Source organism: Polynucleobacter antarcticus (assembly GCF_013307245.1).
Taxonomy (GTDB): domain Bacteria; phylum Pseudomonadota; class Gammaproteobacteria; order Burkholderiales; family Burkholderiaceae; genus Polynucleobacter; species Polynucleobacter antarcticus.
On record NZ_CP028941.1, the window covers coordinates 1,951,232 to 1,967,971 of the forward strand.

Sequence of the window (16,740 nt, forward strand, 5' to 3'; positions counted from 1 at the left end):
GTTAGGTAGCCAAAATTTTGGCCCATTCCATATATCGCTCGACCGGAATATCTTGGGCGCGCGCCTTTAATTCTGACTCCGATAGAGCTAGTCTGTCTGCAAAGGCAGATAAATTCGTACGCAGCATTTTTCTTCTTTGCGAGAAGGCTGCTGCCACTACCTTTTCTAATGCACGCCACTGCTCACTGTTTAAATTAAAGTCTTGTCGTGGAATCATCCGCACTACTGCTGAATTTACTTTAGGCTGAGGATCAAAAGCCTCAGGGGGAACCTCCAAAATAAGTTCCATCTCATAGCGAGCCTGGAGCATCACCGATAGCCTACTGAACTCAGAGCCACCTGCCTTAGAAACCATACGCTCTACAACTTCGGCCTGGAGCATAAATACTTGCTCATCAATCACATGCGCAGCAGACACCAAGTGAAACAGTAAAGGCGATGAGATGTTGTACGGCAAATTACCTACTACCTTACACAAACTACTTTGAGGTGGCCGCGCTTTTGCCCACGCTAAAAAATCAAATTGGAGTGCATCGCCCTCAATCACATTGAGTCCTGGAAGATTTTCTTGATTCCAATAAGCTACTAAATCGCGATCTATCTCGAGGAGATCCAAGCGATCTAAGTTACTCAGCAAGGGCTTTGTTAGTGCGCCTAGACCAGGACCAATCTCCATGAGATACATATTGCTGCTGGGATTGATTGCCGCCACGATCGAGTAAATTACTCCAGAATCTTGCAAAAAGTTTTGTCCAAAACGCTTACGGGCACGATGCATCATGTATTAAGGACTTTATTGATGACTTTATTTGTATTTTTAGAATGGCTCGCCAATTGATAAGCAAGGCGTAATGCCTCCAACATGCTGCCAGCATCTGCCGTGCCTTTACCCGCAATATCCAGTGCGGTGCCATGGTCTACAGAAGTACGAATAATGGGGAGGCCCAAGGTTACATTTACCCCGCCACCAAAGCTCACAAATTTAAACGGGGCTAAGCCTTGATCGTGATACATCGCAATAAACGCATCCACATGCTCTAGAGCCTGTGGATCAAACATCGTATCAGCTGGATAAGGGCCGCTCACCTGGATCCCTGAGCCTTTAGCTGCTGCGATTGCAGGTGCAATCATATCGACTTCCTCATGACCCAAATAGCCAGATTCACCCGCATGGGGATTAAGACCAGCCACACGAATGACTGGCTTTGAAATTCCGAATCTTGTGCGTAAATCTTTCTCCACAATCTGAATCGTCTCTAAGATCTTCTGTTGATTTAGTGCCTCAGGTACATCTCTTAAAGGTAAATGGGTTGTTACCAATGCGACTCTCAAATCGCATGGCTTATGAAGACCTAAAAATCCTACTGGTAATGTCGCGCACAACATCATAACAACATGCTCTTGATGACAAAGCTTGGCTAGGTATTCAGTATGTCCCGAGAACAGCGTATCTGCAGAAGTGATGCCGTCATTGATAATACTTTTTTGGAGTGGTGCAGTCACCATCGCATCAAAGCGCCCCTGCATACATCCGCTGGTGGCGCTATTCAGAAGATCTAGAACATATTGCGCATTCATGGCGTTGAGTTGACCGGGCTGAACTGGCACAGCAAGGGGAATCGACTCTATGTTGAGGCGATGCGCTAGTTCCACCGGAATAGAAGTACCTTCAAATAAACTCACATCGCCCAATAGCGTGATGTGAACGGCATCCTGCTCTTTTAAAAACGCCAGCGCACCTGCTATAGAAACCTCTGGGCCAATACCTGCAGGCTCGCCAGAGCAAATGACCAGATTAACGGGGGCTGGATGCTGGATCATCTGCATTAATGATCTTGACGGTAGCAGTGTCACGAAGTTCACGGAGCCAGTCTTGATAGGCCTGTTCAAACTTACGCTCACGTATTGCTGCACGCGCAAATTGACGCTGCTTCTCAACCGTTAACTGAGCTTCACGACGCTCTAATACTTGAATTAAATGCCATCCAAACTCACTCTTCACAGGGTCGCTGACATCACCAATTTGTAAGCGGTTCATTGCTTGATCAAACTCTGGCACTAGATCGCCAGGGCCCATCCAGCCGAGGTTTCCGCCATTCGCAGCAGATCCATCCTCAGAGTGTTTTTTAGCTAACTCAGCAAAATCAGCAGTCTTAGCGCGCACTTGATCACGATAACCCGCCAAGCGTCTTTCAGCATCTTGATCTATCAGTCCCGCACGACTTCTCAAAAGAATATGGCGAGATAAAGTCTGCGTCACCATAATATTCTGAGGTGTCGATGGCACAGCATTTTGCGGTGCGGCTTGCTGTGGCTCAGGAGCGCCAGCGAGGAGTGCACGACGATCCAAGACCTTCAACACATGATAGCCGGCAGGACTTTTTACTACGACATTAGCCACTTGGCCGCTACCCGTATTTCTGATGGCCTCATAAAATAATTGGGGCAGACGATCAGGGGTGCGATAGCCTAGGGCTTGAAATTTAATCTTTGGGTTCTCTTTGGCAGCCATAGCGCCTAATTGCAAGAAATCCACATCGCCTTTGGCTTCACGCAACAGTGCATCTGCTTTTTTCTTTCCCTCTGCTTGTGCACCAGGACCTGCACTGGCTTCAACCGGAATAAAAATTTGTGCCACATCGATTTCTTCTGGGGCACCTTTTGCTGCGGGTGTAGAGCGAGCTGCACTAGCACTAGTACCTACACTAGCGGCTTCACGGTTTCGGTCGGTAATAAAATTATCAACTTCAGCATCAGATATTTTAATTTTACCCTCAACCTCGCGCTCACGATAACGGCTAATAATGATATCTTCACGTAATAAATCTCGATAACGCTGATAACTTCCTTCAGTTGCTGCAATTTTTACTTTTAGCTCGGCCAGAGTCAGTTTATTTTTTGCGGCTATGTCATTAATAATTTTATCTAACTCGCTATTGCTCACAGTAACGCCATCTTGTTGTGCATTTTGCATTTGAATTTTTTCAATAATCAAACGCTCCAACACCGTTTTACGTAAGGTAGCAGGATCAGGAAGCTTGCCTCCCTGTTTTTGTAATGCGGCAACACGATCATCAATTTCTTTACGAGTTACGAAGCCGGTATTGACTACTGCAGCAACACCATCAATATTACGAATTTTAGTTTCGACTACTACTGAAGGTTTTACGCTACCTTGCGAAAAAGCAATATGCGAATATAGAGAAGCTCCTATGAACAGAGAGGTGGCAAGAGCTTGCTTAAATGATGGGCTACGCATTATTGATAGTTCTCATATATGGAGGGCGGTATAGGCTTAGAGGTGGGCATATATCCAGGTACATTAAACTTCATGATATCAACTGGATTACTGCCAGCGCTACCAAAACCCCTAAATTCTATTTGGAATAGCACCTGAGTGGTAGTTATTTGAGAGGTATTGAGTACCTGAGAGTAAGCTCCTCGCAAAGTCCAGCAGTCGCGCATCCACTCTAGGGCCACTAAAGTATTCAGAGTTCTGGTAGTTAAGGCGTCATAGCCCCAACGCCCTAAAACAGATACTTCACGCGTCAGGGGCCATTGCCCTGAGAGGTTGTACTGATCGGTTGTTGTTTTTGCAGTAGAGATTGGAGTGAGCTGATTGGTTAAGCCAAAAACATTTCGATACCCGAAATTTAAACTTCTACCTGGGGTAGGGCGCCAACTACCACCCACTGTAGTTTGCATTAATCTGTTTAGTTGTGTGTTGTATTGTCCAAACATGTCTGCACTGAAGTTGCCCAGCAAGCGAACTGAGGCAGAGCCTAAGGTATCAGAGTAAGTAGTAGGATTTGTGTTTGTTGCTCCCAAGGTAACTTTTTGTCCTGTAAAGTCCTGCTTCTGGGCAAGAGTTACTATTGCACGCTCGGCACCCGAACTAGCCTCAATCATTCGACTAGTTATGCCCATAGTCAGCTTATTGTTATCAGCAATACGATCATTCCCAACAAAGTCATTTTCAGCAAAAATTTGCGTCACACCAAATCCACCATATGCCGTGTCGAATACCGGGGTATTTGTTTGATTTTGATAAGGGGTATAAACATAAAAAGCTCTAGGCTCAATTGTCAACAACATATCGCGCCCATAAAAACCTTTTAACTCCGCCGCCTCTCTCTCAAACGCAAGACCTGAATCTAAGCTAAATGTAGGAATAGTAAATCCTTGAACGGGAGGGGCGGCACCCAATGGGTTATTACTAGTCACCGCTGCTGTAGCAGCATAGGTATTGGACTGGAAGCTTACCTTAGGGGTAATGTAATAGCCTGGAGTAATCTGAGGCAAAGACATCGCTCCTTTAATCACAGTTCGATCAGCTTGGCTATATAAATATCCTGCTGGTGCTGCTGCCAAATTCCCATTGACGTTATATGAAAACCTCGTAAAGTCCGTTGAAAAGGTTGTCACCGGTCCAGAAGGCAAGGTTAAATACTTTCCTGAAGCATCCGATACAGTAGGCGTTAAACGATTACTGTAGCTTGCAAGCACATTTGGAAGCACGTTGTAAGGCGATTGGACTGTGACGGTAGGATCAGGCTGTAAAGTTTGGAACGTTAATGCTCTTGCCGATACATTCCAATTACTCAGACTGCCCGTCAACCCCTTAGTAGTTCCAACCTCTTGGCGAAACTGATTAGTGACCGCACCAGCAATAGTTTGAGAAAAGTCTGTGGGGTAAAGATTGTCCGAGACACGAGCCACGTTGGCAAAACCCGTCCAGGCGCCAGCAATTGGAATGCCGCCCAACCCCAATAAAGCACCACTAAAGTTTTGCCTCTGTTGCCAATCGTAGCGCCAGCGGTCTGTGCCCGTTTTGCGATCATAAGGAAGATAATCACCACCTAAAGAACCAGCATACTGCTGATCCAAAAATTGATACCTAGCACCCAATTGAACACCACGCTGTCCCATCACTCGGGGTAATAACAAGAGATCTCGATTAGGGGCAATGTTGGCGTAATACGGCTGAGTGACATCTATACCATTTCTGGAACTATAGCCAGCAACCGGTGCCAAAATTCCTGAGCGGCGTTGATTGTTAGTAGGGGCTGTGAAATAAGGGACGTAAGCAATTGGTACATCAAAGAAGCGCATTACCCCATGCGTACCGACCATTTCTTTTTGCTCGTTATCAATTTCGAGTGTATCTGCTGTGAAATACCAATCTAAATTTTGAGGGGTACAGGTTGTGTAGGTCGCTTTATCAAATACGAATACATCTGCCGTTTGAATGGTGAGTTTTTTTGCATTACCACTTGCGCGATTGTCTCGCAGCTCATAGTTGGGTAACTCCATCTCACCTTCACGCGCATCGACTTTAAAGCGTGCTTTTGGCCCTTTGAATGTAGCATTACCTTTTGATAGTTCTGCATTACCAATTAAGTTTGCTACATCCGTATCAGGATCGTATTTAATTTCATCGGCCTTCATCACTGCCCCGTTACGCCGAATTTGTGCGCGCCCTTTTAAGCGCATTTCACGATCAACAATGCCGTCAATAGAGTCACTCGAGGTAAAGGTCAAAGCTTTACTGTCATTGATGGGTGTGCCAACACGCAACTGGTCATCCAATTTCAGAACGGTAACGCCGCCACGATCTGGTATCAAAACGGTGTTTGCAGAGTTGCTTAAAGACTGCGCTGATGGGGCAAGGGGAACAGGTGCCTGAGCAGCACTAAAGTGAGCAAATTGTGACAATGCAACCCCCGACATAATGCGGAGGGTGGCAGCTAAAAAAAGAGGGGCGCAAAAGCCGGCGCGACGGCGATAATGACTCATAGATCCAGACCCGTCTTATTATACGAATCGACCATGACCGACTCCCGCTTAAATACCCTTCGTAACTGGCTAAAAGGCCTTCAGCCTAGCTGGCAATTAGATCTTTCCACATTGGCAGCAGCATCGGCGGATGCCAGCTTCCGGCGGTATTTTCGAATTGCGTCCCAAAACCCAGATTTTGGAACCTTAATTGTGATGGATGCCCCACCCCAATACGAACCTTTAGATGCCTTTTTAAAGGTGGATTTATTGCTCGCAGAGGCTGGATTAAATGTGCCCCACATCTTAGAAAAAAATCTTGCTGAGGGCTTTCTTTTGCTAAACGATCTAGGTGACAAAACATACCTAGATCAGTTAAATGCTGAGAGTGCTGAGGTGCTGTATCAAGATGCAACACGGGCATTAGTGCAAATGCAATTGGCTAGTAAACCGAATGTATTACCAAACTATGATGAGGCACTTCTACAGCGCGAATTGGATCTATTTCCTGAGTGGTATTTAAAACAGTATCTCCAAAAAGAATTAACAGCAATTCAAGTGTCACAAATGAAGCAGGCATTCGCACTCATTATTCAAAATAACTTAGCCCAAGCAAAAGTCTACGTTCATCGCGATTTTCATTCACGCAATTTGATGGTGACTGAAAAAAATAATCCGGGGGTCATTGATTTTCAGGATGCGGTTTATGGTCCTATTACTTATGATGCTGCCTCTTTATGGCGTGATGCTTACATTGCTTGGCCTGAAGATCGTGTGATTGATTGGCTGATTAAATTTTGGGAAAAGGGCCGTCAAACTGGGTTACCAATGCCAGATGATTTTGGTCAGTTTTATCGTGACTTTGAATGGATGGGCTTACAGCGCCACCTCAAAGTCTTGGGCATATTTTCGAGGCTGTTTCATCGTGATGGCAAAGAATCTTATCTCAAAGATATTCCTCTAGTTCTAGAATATTCCATTGCAACAGCTAACCGCTATATTGAATTAAAACCCTTGGCGCGTATTCTAGAGTCAACGCGCATGATAAAAGCTGAGTGAGTCGCTATGTCAAATAATATGAATGCCATTTCCTGCCTTCTGCTTGCAGCAGGTCGGGGTGAGCGTATGCGCCCCTTAACGGATGACACACCAAAACCACTACTTGAAATCAAGAATCAATCTCTACTGGCTTGGCATCTCAATGCTTTAAGTCAAGCAGGTATTGGGCAGGTAGTGATCAACCATGCATGGCTAGGTCAGAAGATAGAGGATGCCTTAGGTAATGGAAATCAGTTTGGCCTCAAGATCTCCTATTCCCCAGAAATACATGCTCTAGAAACTGCCGGGGGCATTCGTCAAGCTTTGCCATTACTCAATCCATCCGACTATTTTCTCGTGATGAATGGTGACATCTTTTGTCCTGACTTTCCGATTAGGCGGCTGGTCAATCAACTAGAACAACTGCGTAAGCTCCCAAAGCAGCCCTTAGCGCATTTAGTGATGGTCCCAAATCCAGCCCAACATCTTGAAGGAGACTTCTATCTGGCAGATCATCAAGTGTCAGACACCCCAACAGAAGGAGCAGAAAGGCTGACATTTTCAGGGATTGGCCTTTACCACCGTGACCTATTTAAAGATCTAGAAATAGGCATTCCTGCCAAGCTGGCGCCCCTGCTCAGGGAGGCAATCAGCAAAAATAGGGTATCCGGTGAAAAATATACAGGTCCGTGGCACGATGTAGGTACGCCACAACGGTTACGAGAACTGAATGCAGTTAATGAATAAAACAAATATCTACCAAAATCGCCGGATGGAATTAGCCAAACAGATTTGCGCCAAAACAGGTGGTGGCATTGCCATCCTCACTACCGCCCCCGAAAGTGCGCGTAACCGCGATAGTGAATTTCCCTATCGCCATGACAGTGATTTTTTCTATCTGACTGGCTTTGAAGAGCCAGGTGCAACTTTAGTTCTCCATATTGCTGGAAGCAGTACAAATCCGACACTAGAGTCCTATCTCTTTTGTAGACCCAAAGATACTGAGCGCGAGATTTGGGATGGAATTCGTCTAGGGCCTGAAGCGGCTCCTGAAGTACTTGGTCTGGAGTATGCACATAGTAATTTAGAGCTTGATCAAAAACTCAGCATACTTCTAGCCGATCAAGATGCTGTTTATGTCCGCCTCTCAGAAAATGCTGAATCGGATCGTCGTCTGCGTCAATGGATGAAACAAGTGCGTCAACAAGCCCGGTCTGGCGTAAATCCCCCTTCTGAATTTCATGACCTTGAAGCCTTGATTCATGAGATGCGCCTTTTTAAAGATGCCCATGAGCTCGATATCATGCGCCGTGCCGCAACCATTTCTGCGCGTGCTCACATTCGTGCAATGCAAACTTGTAAACCAGGCTTACGTGAGTACCATTTGGAAGCGGAACTACTGCATGAGTTTCGACATAGTGGCGCACAAAGTGTTGCATACAACAGTATTGTTGCTGGTGGTGAAAATGCCTGCATTCTGCACTATCGTGCCGGCTCTACTGAACTGCGAAGCGGTGAACTTTGCCTTATTGATGCAGGCTGTGAATTCGATAGCTATGCCTCAGACATTACGCGCACCTTTCCAGTCAATGGGAGATTTTCCAGTCCGCAGCGTGCTCTCTATGACATTACATTAGCCGCACAGGAAGCAGCCATCGCTGCTACTAAACCCGGCAATACCTTTATGCAGCCCCATGAAGCAGCCCTGAAAGTATTAACTCAAGGTCTACTTGATGAGAAATTATTAAAGCTATCCGAGCTTGGCTCACTTGATAATGCGGTTGAGACTGCAGCCTATCGTCGTTTTTATATGCACCGTACCTCCCATTGGTTGGGTATGGATGTCCATGATGTGGGCTCCTATCGCGAGCCACTCCAACTTGAAAAAAATACTTCCGCAGAAAAACCTTGGCGCCTCTTAAAACCTGGCATGGCATTAACTATCGAGCCTGGTTTATATATTCGCCCTGCCGATGATATCGATCCATCTTTTTGGAATATCGGTATTCGAATAGAAGATGATGCCGTAGTCAATGATGCCGGATGTGAATTAATTTCTCGTGGAGTGCCTGTCAATCCTGATGAAATCGAAGCACTCATGAAGCAGCACTAACGATGAAGCTCAAGCACTACGATATTCTGATTCAAGGCGGTGGGCCAGTTGGCCTAGCCTGTACAGCATGGTGCTTGCAAAAATTTCCTGACGCTAAGATTGCATTGCTAGATCGCAATCCAGAAAACGATCATGATTTAGTCGCGGGGGATAGTAGAGGTGTCGCCCTATCGCACGGCAGCAAACTGTTGCTTGACACTATCGATGCATGGCCAAATGAGTGCGCTGATATTCATCGCGTACACGTCTCCCAAGTAGGTCGATTTGGTCGAGCACTGATGACACGTGAAGAGCTTAAACAAGATGCCCTGGGTCATATTGTGCGTTACCGAGATATTCATCTCACACTACGTCAAGCTTTAAGAAAGATTCAGGCTCGTAGCCCGCATTTTATTTGGCGGCATGTTGACATAAATAAAGATATAGATACAGATGCAGATATGAGCGACATCGAAGCGGGTTGTATCGTCCATGCAGAAGGTGGCTTGTTTAAAACTCAGGATTGGGTAGAGTCTGGGCGTGACTACGAACAGTCAGCACTAGTAGGCGTAGTTGAAGTAGAAAATGCTACTCCACATCAAGCATGGGAGCGCTTTACCTCCGAAGGTCCTCTCGCTGTTTTGCCAAGTCACTTTGGCCCCAACATTTTGAATCTCGTGTGGTGCGGCACCCCGCAATCTTCTCAGCATCGCCTCGCATTAAATGATGCGGAGTTCTTAAAGAGTCTCCAAGCGGAATTTGGTTCACGCATTGGGCAATTCTTAACAATACGAGATCGTCGGCTGTATGAACTAGGTCTGAACTATCGCAAAGAAATTACTCAAGGTAATGAGGTCTGGATTGGCAATGCTGCACAGACCCTGCATCCGGTTGCTGGACAGGGTCTCAATCTTGGCTTAAGAGATGCCTATCTTTTGTCTGAAAAACTCAGTGCACTGTTCTCTAAGCCAGCCGATGAAAAAACACCGGTGGCTATTACGGCCACCCTGGAAAATTATGCCCAAAGCCGTAAGGTAGACCGCACAGCCACTATCGGTCTGACTGACTTTATGGCCAGAATCTTTACCTCGGATCTCGTACCTGTTGTGATTGCCCGTGGACTGGCTTTATCCGCCCTCCAGTGGCTTCCCTCAGTCAAAACAGCCTTAGCACGGCAGATGATGTTTGGGCGTCGCCAATAGGCTCAAACGCTCGCTAGGCATTAAAGGCAATTACCGGATTGAAATCTCATAATCTGCCTATTTTTTAGGCAGATTAGGCCGTAATTGTGCTAAAGTGTCAGCCTTCCTCGACACTAAAACCAAATTCAGACAAACACAATACGAATGAAGATTGGCCCGCACCTTCTCGCAAATAGACTATTTGTTGCCCCGATGGCTGGGGTCACTGATCGTCCATTTCGGCAGCTTTGCAAACGGCTAGGGGCTGGGTATGCAGTGTCAGAAATGATTGCATCCAATGCCCTACTTTGGAAAAGCGAGAAGACCCAGCGCCGCGCTAATCATGAAGGAGAATTTAATCCTATCGCCGTTCAAATTGCTGGCGCTGATCCGCAAATGATGGCTGCCGCAGCCAAACTCAATGTGGCCAATGGTGCGCAAATTATCGACATCAATATGGGTTGCCCCGCAAAGAAGGTATGTAATGTTGCTGCCGGCTCTGCACTTTTAAGAGATGAACCCCTCGTACAAAAAATTCTTGAGGCAGTCGTGCAAGCAGTTGGGATTGGTCCAGATGCCGTGCCCGTGACCTTAAAAATTCGGACAGGCTGGGATCGTGAAAATAAAAATGCAATTGCAGTAGCGCAAGTTGCAGAAAAATCCGGCATCTCCATGCTGACAGTGCATGGTCGAACTAGAGCAGACCTGTATCACGGAGAAGCGGAATACGAAACGATTACAGCCGTCAAAAACAGCGTATCCATTCCAGTAGTTGCAAATGGCGATATCGCCTCTCCAGAAAAAGCAGCTTTTGTTCTAAAAGAAACCGGGGCAGATGCCATCATGATTGGTCGTGCAGCCCAAGGACGTCCTTGGATTTTTCGTGAAATTGATTATTTTCTCAATACGGGTGACAAACTACCAACGCCCGAAGTAGATGAAATTCAAGGGATTATGAATGCGCACCTGATTGACCATTACGAATTTTATGGTGAGTACGTAGGACTACGTACAGCGCGCAAACATATTGGTTGGTACTGCAAGGGCTTACGAGATTCGCATGCCTTTCGTCAAAGAATGAATACTGCTGATGATTGCAAGACACAATTACAGATGGTGAATGATTTTTTTGATGAAATGAAATCCCATTCTGATCGTTTGTTATTTTTAGAGGCAGCTTGATACTCTATTTTTTATACTGAACATATAGTTTTATTTTCTTTTTTCTTATTTCTCTTTTTTCATTGATCCATGACCAATAAGCACCCTATTACCGAATGTATTGAGACCCAACTGCAACAGTATTTAGAAGATCTCAAAGGAACACCCCCATCAGACTTGTATCAAATGGTATTGGCTGTTGTAGAAAAGCCGATGTTGGATTTGGTGATGCAACACGCTAAGCAGAATCAATCCTTGGCAGCCCAGTATCTCGGCATCAATCGCAATACACTGCATAAAAAACTTGTTGAACATCAGCTGTTGAAGTAATTTAGCCCAAATTCCACAGCCCACAGCCTACATCCCCATTACTGATTTATCTCAAACTATCGCTCACTATGATCCGCACCGCCCTCCTTTCCGTCTCCGATAAAAATGGCATCGTACCATTTGCCAAAGCACTCCATGAGCAAGGCATTAAGCTGATCTCTACTGGCGGCACCGCAAAACTCTTAGCTGAAAACAATCTGCCAGTAGTAGAAGTTTCTTCACTCACCAAGTTCCCCGAGATGCTGGATGGCCGTGTCAAAACTTTGCATCCGATGGTTCATGGTGGCTTACTAGCACGTAGAGATGTTCCTGAGCATATGGCTGCGCTTAAAGCGTATGGCATCGATACGATCGATATGCTGGTGATCAATCTCTATCCATTTAATGAGACGGTAGCCAAAGCAGATTGTTCATTTGAAGATGCAGTTGAGAATATTGATATTGGTGGTCCAGCCATGTTGCGTGCTGCCGCTAAGAACCATCAAGATGTCACTGTACTCATCTCGCCAGAAGATTACGCGCCGGTGCTTGAGGAGATGAAAGCCAACAAGAATGTAGTTTCTTATAAGACCAACTTAGGTCTAGCCAAAAAAGTGTTCGCTCATACTGCCCAATACGACGGTGCAATTGCTAATTACTTATCTGCATTAGGGGAGGACCTTGACCACAAGAAGCGTTCTGCCTATCCAGAAGTACTGCATCTTGCCTTTGAAAAAGTACAAGAGATGCGTTATGGCGAAAATCCACACCAATCCGCTGCTTTTTATAAAGATATTCAAGTAGTAGAAGGCGCCTTAGCAAACTATCGCCAGCTGCAAGGTAAGGAACTCTCTTACAACAATATTGCTGATGCCGATTCTGCCTGGGAGTGCGTTAAGAGCTTTAGTGACAATGCTGGTGGTGCCGCAGCCTGCGTCATCATCAAGCATGCTAATCCATGTGGTGTAGCGGTAGGCGCTACTGCACTCGAAGCCTATGAAAAGGCATTTAAGACGGACCCTAGTTCTGCCTTTGGCGGAATCATTGCCTTCAACATTCCATGTGATGGTGCATCTGCAGAAGCGATTTCTAAGCAATTCGTGGAAGTATTGATTGCGCCTAGCTTTACTGCCGAAGCAAAAGCAATCTTTGCTGCCAAACAAAATGTTCGGCTTTTAGAAATCCCTCTCGGTACTGCATTTAATACTTTTGACTTTAAACGCGTGGGGGGTGGCTTACTAGTTCAATCTCCTGATGCCAAGAACGTTCTTGAAAATGACATGCGGGTGGTGAGCAAGCGATTACCAACTCCGAGTGAAATGCATGACATGATGTTTGCCTGGCGTGTTGCGAAGTTTGTGAAATCTAATGCTATTGTCTATTGTGCAAACGGCATGACTTTAGGAATTGGCGCTGGTCAAATGAGTCGTGTAGATTCTGCAAGGATGGCTAGCATCAAAGCAGACAATGCTGGCCTCAGCCTTCAGGGCTCTGCAGTGGCTAGCGATGCCTTTTTCCCATTTCGGGATGGCCTAGACGTAGTAGTCAATGGTGGTGCAAGCTGCGCTATTCAACCCGGTGGCAGTATGCGTGATGACGAAATCATTGCAGCTGCTAATGAACATGGTATTGCCATGATCTTTACCGGCATCCGCCACTTCCGCCATTAATCTTAACCGCTAGAAAAAAATAAAAGTATGCGCTGGATAGGAATCGACCCAGGTCTTCGCGTGACAGGTTTTGGTGTCATTGATGTAGATGGCCAGAAACTGACTTATGTGGCCTCTGGAACGATTGAGAGTGGCGATCCTGCCATTGGCTTACCCGAAAGACTGGGTGCTCTATACGCAGGTATTAAAGAGGTTTTAGAGACCTATCGTCCTGAGGCTGCTGCCATTGAAGAGGTATTTTTGAACGTGAATCCACGCTCTACGCTGATGCTAGGTCAAGCTCGGGGCGCAGTGATTGCTGCCTTAGTGTCTGAAAAACTTTCTGTCGCTGAATATAGCGCCTTAAGAGTCAAGCAATCGATCGTAGGTACAGGTCGCGCAGCTAAGCCGCAAGTACAAGAAATGGTGAAGCGCTTGTTGCGCTTGAGCCGTGCGCCGGGAACCGATGCATCAGATGCTTTAGGCGTCGCTATCTGCGCAGCCCATCATGCCCAACTTCCGCAGGCCATGACTGCGGCACTAGCCCCTAAGAAACGCAGCAAGTAAAGACATCACAGGTTAATATCTCCATATGATCGGTCGCATCCAAGGAATTCTCGTTTCAGTTCACCCTCCTCGTCTTTTGGTCGATTGCCAAGGCGTAGGTTATGAAATTGATGTGCCAATGAGTACCTTGTATCAATTGCCAGAAGTGAATCAAAAAATTACGCTTCTGACGCACTTCCAGGTGCGCGAAGATGCGCAACAACTCTTTGGCTTTGCTACTGAAACCGAGCGCGAAGCATTTAGAGCATTAATCAAAATTAGCGGGGTAGGTTCACGTACTGCGCTAGCAGTACTTTCTGGTATGAGTGTCAATGAATTAGCCCAGGCTATTGCCCTGCAAGAATCAGGGCGACTCACTCAAGTTCCAGGTATTGGTAAAAAGACTGCAGAACGTCTTTGCCTGGAACTCAAAGGAAAGTTAGCACCGGATTTGGGTATTGTCTCGGGTAAACCTCAAGTTATTGAAGCCAGTAGTGAAATTCTGCAAGCATTACTCGCTCTGGGATATTCAGAGAAAGAAGCACATCTGGCACTAAAACATGTACCCGCTGACAGCACTGTTTCAGATGGCATACGAATGGGTTTGAAATACCTCTCTAAGTCTTAAATCGAAGTCGTCAATAATAAGCACTACACTTGCAGCATGGCCATACACACTGAAGACTTAAGCGCGATTCCAGAGGATCTTCCTGAGGGCGGATCTGATCGTATCGTCAGTGGGGCAGCTGGAAATTCAGAAGCTGTTTTTGAAAGAGCCTTACGCCCAAAACAGCTCGATGAGTATGTTGGCCAAACAAAAGCACGCGCCCAATTAGAGATTTTTATCAGCGCCACTAGAGCAAGGCAAGAAGCGCTAGATCATGTGTTGCTCTTTGGGCCCCCTGGACTCGGAAAAACAACCTTGGCGCATATTATTGCGCGTGAGTTAGGCGTAAATCTCCGACAAACCAGCGGCCCCGTTTTGGATAGGCCAGGCGATCTCGCTGCCCTATTAACCAATTTAGATGAAAACGATGTTCTCTTTATTGATGAGATCCATCGCCTCTCACCCATCGTCGAAGAAATTTTGTATCCCGCTTTAGAAGACTACAGCCTAGACATCATGATCGGTGAAGGTCCTGCAGCGCGGAGCGTCAAGATTGACCTCAAACCCTTCACCTTAATTGGTGCTACCACCCGTGCTGGCATGCTCACCAATCCATTGCGCGATCGCTTTGGTATTGTCGCCAGACTGGAGTTTTACACCACGGAAGAACTGACTAAAATTATTGATCGCTCTGCCAATCTTCTCAAGGCCAAGATTGATCCTGCAGGCTCAGTAGAAATTGCGAAGCGAGCCCGAGGTACGCCACGGATTGCCAACCGCTTACTGCGTCGTGTGCGTGATTATGCGGAAGTTAAAGGTACTGGTGTGATTACCAAAGACATCGCTGATCTTGCCCTGAAGATGCTCGATGTTGATCCGAGCGGATTTGATGTGATGGACCGTAAATTATTGGAAGCTATTTTGCATAAATTTGATGGTGGCCCCGTTGGCATTGATAACCTAGCTGCTGCTATTGGTGAGGAGCGCGATACGATTGAAGATGTCTTAGAGCCTTATTTAATTCAGCAAGGCTACCTACAACGCACCTCCCGTGGTCGAGTCGCAACACGACAAGCCTATGAGCACTTTGGACTAACTCCCCCTCAAGGATCTACTAGCCTAGAAGGCTAATTTCTACATAGCGCTTAAGTCAGCGTTACCTTAGCAAAGCGGCGCTTCCCTACCTGCACTACATAAGTGCCCACCTCTACCTTGTATGTTTTGTCGTTGATCGTGACACCATCGATCTTCACACCATTTTGGTCAACATTACGATTGGCTTCAGAGGTCGACGTAGTAAGACCTGCAGCCTTCAGGAAATTTGCAATGCCCATAGGCGCGCCCTCTAAGGCCACTTCAGGAACATCATCTGGAATGCCCCCTTTAGCGCGATGATTAAAGTCTTCTAATGCTTTATCAGCAGCAGCTTCCGAATGAAAGCGTGCCACAATTTCTTGACCGAGCATGACTTTGCAATCCCGCGGATTACGGCCAGCAGCAACTTCTTGTTTCATGAGATCAATTTCAGCCATAGGGCGGAAGGAGAGTAAGGTGAAGTAGTCCCACATGAGTGCATCAGAAATACTCATGAGTTTGCCAAACATCTCACTAGCTGGCTCACTGATGCCAATGTAATTGCCCTTGGACTTACTCATCTTCTCAACGCCATCCAGGCCTACCAATAGAGGCATGGTCAAAATACATTGAGGCTCTTGACCATACTCGCGTTGCAGCTCACGGCCTACTAAAAGATTAAATTTTTGATCTGTACCACCTAGCTCAAGATCACTCTTGAGAGCAACGGAGTCATAACCTTGCATGAGCGGATATAAAAACTCATGCACAGAGATTGGTACGCCACTGCGATAACGCTTTGTAAAATCATCACGCTCTAGCATTTGCGCAACCGTGTATTTAGCGGCCAACTGAATCATGCCGCGCGCACCTAAGGGGTCACACCACTCACTGTTGTAACGCACTTCTGTTTTAGCAGGATCTAGCACCATACTTGCTTGGCGATAGTAAGTTTGCGCATTAATAGCAATGTCCTCGGCAGTTAAGGGAGGGCGTGTGGCGTTTCTTCCGGAAGGATCTCCAATCATGCTGGTGAAATCACCAATCAAGAAAATCACGGTATGACCCAAATCTTGGAGCTGGCGCAGCTTATTCAGAACCACGGTATGGCCCAAATGAATATCTGGTGCGGTGGGATCTAAACCTAACTTAATCCGCAATGGAATGCCCGTGGCACTGCTTTTGGCTAGCTTTGCAAGCCAATCAGCCTCAAGCAATAGCTCATCACAGCCCCGTTTAGTGACTTCAAGGGCCTCAAACACTGCGGGTGTAAGTGGATATTTTTGTTCTGGTTTAGCCGTCATGCGA

The 16,740-nt window shown here is 46.3% G+C and carries 15 protein-coding genes; 10 read left to right on the plus strand and 5 right to left on the minus strand.

The genetic code is table 11. The features are described 5' to 3' along the window. Position 1: 1 nt before the first annotated feature. From rsmA to DCO16_RS10095, 4 genes are read right to left on the minus strand one after another with little or no spacing between them, the layout of a single operon-like run. Positions 2-778 carry a 16S rRNA (adenine(1518)-N(6)/adenine(1519)-N(6))-dimethyltransferase RsmA gene (rsmA, locus tag DCO16_RS10080; protein WP_173943869.1) on the minus strand — a complete coding sequence of 259 codons (777 nt, stop codon included), beginning with the start codon at positions 776-778 and terminating at the stop codon, positions 2-4. Further along, positions 778-1,821 (minus strand): 4-hydroxythreonine-4-phosphate dehydrogenase PdxA, encoded by a 1,044-nt coding sequence (gene pdxA, locus DCO16_RS10085; protein WP_173943518.1) that lies wholly within the window; start codon positions 1,819-1,821, stop codon positions 778-780. The genes rsmA and pdxA overlap by 1 nt, the downstream gene beginning before the upstream one ends. Next, positions 1,796-3,259 carry a peptidylprolyl isomerase gene (locus DCO16_RS10090; protein ID WP_173943519.1) on the minus strand — a complete coding sequence of 488 codons (1,464 nt, stop codon included), beginning with the start codon at positions 3,257-3,259 and terminating at the stop codon, positions 1,796-1,798. The genes pdxA and DCO16_RS10090 overlap by 26 nt, the downstream gene beginning before the upstream one ends. Beyond that, the gene (locus DCO16_RS10095; RefSeq protein ID WP_173943520.1) at positions 3,259-5,796 is read right to left on the minus strand and encodes an LPS-assembly protein LptD; all 2,538 of its coding nucleotides are present in this window, start codon (positions 5,794-5,796) and stop codon (positions 3,259-3,261) included. Before DCO16_RS10095 ends, DCO16_RS10090 begins: the two co-directional genes overlap by 1 nt. 33 nt (positions 5,797-5,829) lie before the next feature. Here DCO16_RS10095 and DCO16_RS10100 point away from each other — a divergent pair, with 33 nt between their 5' ends. The 10 genes from DCO16_RS10100 to ruvB all read left to right on the plus strand — a co-directional run bounded on the left by DCO16_RS10100 (position 5,830) and on the right by ruvB (position 15,489). Further along, on the plus strand, positions 5,830-6,834 hold the full coding sequence (locus DCO16_RS10100) for an aminoglycoside phosphotransferase family protein (RefSeq protein WP_173943521.1): 1,005 nt from the start codon (positions 5,830-5,832) through the stop codon (positions 6,832-6,834). An 18-nt stretch (positions 6,835-6,852) separates the two neighbouring features. Beyond that, a complete protein-coding gene (gene murU, locus DCO16_RS10105; RefSeq protein WP_173943522.1) occupies positions 6,853-7,560 on the plus strand; it encodes an N-acetylmuramate alpha-1-phosphate uridylyltransferase MurU in 708 nt (235 codons plus the stop codon). After that, the gene (locus DCO16_RS10110; protein ID WP_173943523.1) at positions 7,553-8,926 is read left to right on the plus strand and encodes an aminopeptidase P N-terminal domain-containing protein; all 1,374 of its coding nucleotides are present in this window, start codon (positions 7,553-7,555) and stop codon (positions 8,924-8,926) included. The genes murU and DCO16_RS10110 overlap by 8 nt, the downstream gene beginning before the upstream one ends. 2 nt (positions 8,927-8,928) lie before the next feature. Beyond that, the gene (locus DCO16_RS10115) at positions 8,929-10,107 is read left to right on the plus strand and encodes an FAD-dependent monooxygenase (protein WP_173943524.1); all 1,179 of its coding nucleotides are present in this window, start codon (positions 8,929-8,931) and stop codon (positions 10,105-10,107) included. Positions 10,108-10,251: 144 nt separating this feature from the next. Continuing rightward, positions 10,252-11,268 (plus strand): tRNA dihydrouridine synthase DusB, encoded by a 1,017-nt coding sequence (gene dusB, locus DCO16_RS10120; protein WP_173943525.1) that lies wholly within the window; start codon positions 10,252-10,254, stop codon positions 11,266-11,268. Positions 11,269-11,337: 69 nt separating this feature from the next. Then, on the plus strand, positions 11,338-11,577 hold the full coding sequence (locus tag DCO16_RS10125; RefSeq protein ID WP_173943526.1) for a helix-turn-helix domain-containing protein: 240 nt from the start codon (positions 11,338-11,340) through the stop codon (positions 11,575-11,577). 68 nt (positions 11,578-11,645) lie between these two features. Continuing rightward, on the plus strand, positions 11,646-13,226 hold the full coding sequence (gene purH, locus DCO16_RS10130; protein WP_173943527.1) for a bifunctional phosphoribosylaminoimidazolecarboxamide formyltransferase/IMP cyclohydrolase: 1,581 nt from the start codon (positions 11,646-11,648) through the stop codon (positions 13,224-13,226). 27 nt (positions 13,227-13,253) lie between these two features. Next, entirely contained in the window at positions 13,254-13,772 is a 519-nt protein-coding gene (gene ruvC / locus DCO16_RS10135) for a crossover junction endodeoxyribonuclease RuvC (protein WP_173943528.1), read from the plus strand. Between the two features lie 25 nt (positions 13,773-13,797). Beyond that, complete coding sequence (gene ruvA, locus DCO16_RS10140) at positions 13,798-14,379, plus strand: Holliday junction branch migration protein RuvA (RefSeq protein WP_173943529.1); 582 nt, start codon at positions 13,798-13,800, stop codon at positions 14,377-14,379. Between the two features lie 36 nt (positions 14,380-14,415). Continuing rightward, positions 14,416-15,489, plus strand: coding sequence for a Holliday junction branch migration DNA helicase RuvB (gene ruvB, locus DCO16_RS10145; protein WP_173943530.1), 1,074 nt, complete (start codon positions 14,416-14,418; stop codon positions 15,487-15,489). 14 nt (positions 15,490-15,503) lie between these two features. Here ruvB and tyrS read toward each other — a convergent pair whose 3' ends face one another. Next, positions 15,504-16,736: a tyrosine--tRNA ligase gene (gene tyrS / locus DCO16_RS10150; protein WP_173943531.1), complete on the minus strand. Its 1,233-nt coding sequence runs from the start codon at positions 16,734-16,736 to the stop codon at positions 15,504-15,506. Positions 16,737-16,740: the final 4 nt, after the last annotated feature.